At 26.0% G+C, this 3,368-nt stretch carries 3 protein-coding genes and 1 pseudogene; all 4 read left to right on the top strand.

What is annotated here, in order from left to right; translation table 11 throughout:
* Positions 1-300, top strand: a pseudogene (locus tag Q0V09_RS09465) (hypothetical protein); the annotation flags it as partial.
* The gene (locus tag Q0V09_RS09460) at positions 300-1,364 is read left to right on the top strand and encodes an ABC transporter ATP-binding protein (protein ID WP_297488885.1); all 1,065 of its coding nucleotides are present in this window, start codon (positions 300-302) and stop codon (positions 1,362-1,364) included. The pseudogene Q0V09_RS09465 and the gene Q0V09_RS09460, both read left to right, overlap by 1 nt.
* Before the next feature lie 76 nt (positions 1,365-1,440).
* On the top strand, positions 1,441-2,121 hold the full coding sequence (locus Q0V09_RS09455; protein ID WP_297488882.1) for a 16S rRNA pseudouridine(516) synthase: 681 nt from the start codon (positions 1,441-1,443) through the stop codon (positions 2,119-2,121).
* A gap of 43 nt (positions 2,122-2,164) precedes the next feature.
* Entirely contained in the window at positions 2,165-3,145 is a 981-nt protein-coding gene (locus Q0V09_RS09450) for a tyrosine-type recombinase/integrase (RefSeq protein ID WP_297406502.1), read from the top strand.
* Positions 3,146-3,368: the final 223 nt, after the last annotated feature.

Below are 3,368 nucleotides of genomic sequence, written 5' to 3'. Positions count from 1 at the left end.
GGAGCAACAAGTGCAACAGTAATAAGAACTGTAACAGTTCCCATGATAAAAGAGGCTTTCTTTAGTGGATTGATATATTCATTTGCTAGAAGTATGACTTTAGTAAGTACGATTATATTTTTAATTTCTGCTAAATGGAAATTATTAACACCAGCTATTATGAATAATATAGACACTGGTAGAATTGGAATTGCATCAGCATATTGTACAATTTTAATAATAATAGTTTCTTGTTTTATGTTAATCATGAAATTATTACTTTTCAAAAGCAGTAATTCATATAAAAAAGGAGTAAGATAATGTGTAGATTTAAGAATGTAAGTATAAAAAATTTAACAAAAATATTCACATCAGATAAAAAAATAGTAACAGCTGTAGATAATGTATCTTTAGAAATAAAGCCTGGAGAATTTATATGTCTTTTAGGTCCTTCAGGTTGTGGAAAGACAACAACATTAAGAATGTTAGCTGGATTTGAAATGCCAACTTCTGGAAATATATTTGTTGGAGATGAAGATATTGCTTCTTTAACTCCGGATAAAAGAAATACAGCTATGGTTTTTCAAAACTATGCTCTTTTTCCACATTTAAATGTATATGACAATATATCTTATGGTTTGAAAATACAAAAGAGACCTAAAGAAGAGATAAAATCAAGAGTGGAAAAAATATTGGAAATAATGAAGATGGAAGATTTTGCATATAGAATGCCTGCTCAAATGTCAGGAGGACAACAGCAAAGGGTTTCTCTTGCTAGGGCATTAATTATGAATTCTGAAATACTTTTATTTGATGAACCTCTTTCTAACTTAGATGCTAAATTAAGAATACATATGAGGGATGAAATTAGAAAGTTACAACAAGAGATTGGAATAACATCGATTTATGTAACTCATGATCAAGCAGAAGCAATGGCTCTTTCAGATAAAATAGTTATAATGAAAGATGGGAAAATAATTCAAGTGGGATCACCTATAGAAATTTATCAAAAACCAAATAGTGCTTTTATTGCTAAATTTATAGGAAGAGCTAATATTGTAAAAGGTAAGATAATAGAAATTATGGAAAATATTAAAAAAGTAGAAATTTTTGGATCTATTTATAATATAGAAAGTGAAAAAATAGTTGAAGTTGGTGATCAAGTAGAAGTAGTTATAAGACCTGAATCAATTTTATTTAATAAGGATGTTCATAAGGGAAAAGTTATAAAAAGTATATTTATGGGAGAAGCTCATGAGTATGAAGTGGAGATGAATAATGAAGTTATTGAAATTTCACTTCATAGTCCAAGAGGAAAAAAAGTTGAAAAGATTAATGATTATTTATCTTTTGCTTTTGATAGTTCTGCTATGCATATAATATAGAAAGTGAGACTTATGTCTTGCTTTCTTTTTTTTTTACCCTTATAATATTAGTGTATAATAAAATAGGAGGTATAAATTGAGATTAGATAAATATTTAGTAGAGTGTGGAGTAGGAAGTAGAAGTGAAGTAAAAAAAATGATTTCATCTGGAGATATAACAATCAATAATGTTAAGTGTAGAGATAATACAAAATCATTAAAAGAAGGTGTAGATAGTGTAAATTATAATGATGAAAAAATAATTTATAAAGAGTTTAGATACTATATTTTATATAAGTTAGATGGGTACATAACAGCAACAGAGGATAAAAAAGAAAAGACTGTTATGGAGTTACTTCCATCTTGGGTTAATCAAAAAGATCTCTTTCCAATAGGAAGATTAGATAAAGATACAGAAGGATTACTTCTTTTCAGTAATGATGGAAAATTAGCACATGAGTTAACATCTCCTAAAAAACACGTTGATAAAATATATCGTGTTTCTTTGAAAAATGAGATTACAGATGAAGCAATTTCTAAGTTAGAAGAAGGAGTAGATATTGGAGGATACATTACTAAAGAAGCGAAAGTTCAAGTAGTTAGTGAAAAGGAGATTTTATTGACTATTAAAGAGGGGAAATTCCATCAAGTGAAAAAAATGATGATTGGAGTTGGGAATGAGGTTATCTATTTAAAAAGAGAAACTTTTGGTAAATTAATATTGGGGGATTTGAAACCAGGAGAAGTTAGAGAGATAGAAAGATGTGATATAATATAATTTTCCATAATAAAAATAATAGGACTACAAAAGGTGTGGTGATATGAGGGAAGTTCTTGTTAAAGAAAAACATGAAATAAGTATTGGTAGAAGAAAGAAAAAAACCAAAGAACCTAAAAAAAGCATTTTTGAAATTTATAAATCTCAAAAAACAATGAAAGATTATCTTTTTTATTTGAAAGATTTTTTATCTTATATATATGATGGGGAGTCTCCTTTGGAGGGAGATGAGATAATAGAGCTAATGAGCGGGATAGAGAAAACTGACATTGAAGATTATCTTTCTCATTTAATTCATGAAAGAAATATGAAAAATACATCACTAAATAAAGTTATTTCATCTTTGAAATCTTTGTATAAAGAACTTGAAAAAAATGGATATGATAATCCTTTTAAATACATAGGACTTTTCAAAACATCTAGAAATTTAGATAATATTTTAAAGGTGTCTTTTGATGATATTAAGGATATTTTAAAAAATTATAAAGTAACGGGTGAAAAAGAGTATCGAAATACCATTATTCTTTATACTCTTTTTTATACAGGAATGAGAAGCCAAGAATTACTATCTTTACAATTCAAACATATTTTAAAAAGAAATGGAGAATATTTTTTAAAGTTAGAAAAAACTAAAAGTGGAAGAGAACAATATAAACCTCTTCATAATTTTCTAATAAATAAAATAAATGAATATAAAAATTATTTAGTTAATATGTATAATTGTAACGAAGAATTTTTAGAAGAGCAGTTTGTTTTTAATAGCAATTTTGAAAAAAATAGGCCTCTTTCATATAGAGCTCTCTATAATATAATTCAAAATTTAGGAGCTGTAATTAATAAAAATATTAGTCCTCATAATATAAGGCATGCTATTGCAACAGAACTTTCTTTAAATGGAGCAGATTTAATAGAGATTAGAGATTTCTTAGGTCACTCAGATACAAAGGTTACTGAAATTTATATAAATGCAAAATCAATTATTGAAAAAAAGGTGCTTGAAAAAATACCTACTAATGATATGTAAAATTATTTATCTTCTTATAAATATATAAATTATAAAACATAAGAACTAATTATAACTAAAATAATAGTTATATTAACTATACCACTACATATAATTAACATTATATGTAGTGGTACTTCTATTTTTATAAAATAATAATTACATAACTAATTTATTAGGTTGATTCATTAAAAAAAGAGAGAATTTTAAAATTCTCTCTTTAATATTCTTATCTAACAATTTC

The organism is uncultured Cetobacterium sp. (genome assembly GCF_947039425.1).
Lineage (GTDB): Bacteria > Fusobacteriota > Fusobacteriia > Fusobacteriales > Fusobacteriaceae > Cetobacterium_A.
Note: the sequence above shows the minus strand (reverse complement) of the source record. Positions and strands in the feature narration are given on the sequence as shown.

What these genes read in the sequence shown, in the direction of transcription:
- Q0V09_RS09450 (WP_297406502.1), top strand. Translation starts at nt 2,165, where the DNA reads ATGAGGGAAGTTCTTGTTAAAGAAAAACATGAAATAAGTATTGGTAGA.
- Q0V09_RS09460 (WP_297488885.1), top strand. Translation starts at nt 300, where the DNA reads ATGTGTAGATTTAAGAATGTAAGTATAAAAAATTTAACAAAAATATTC.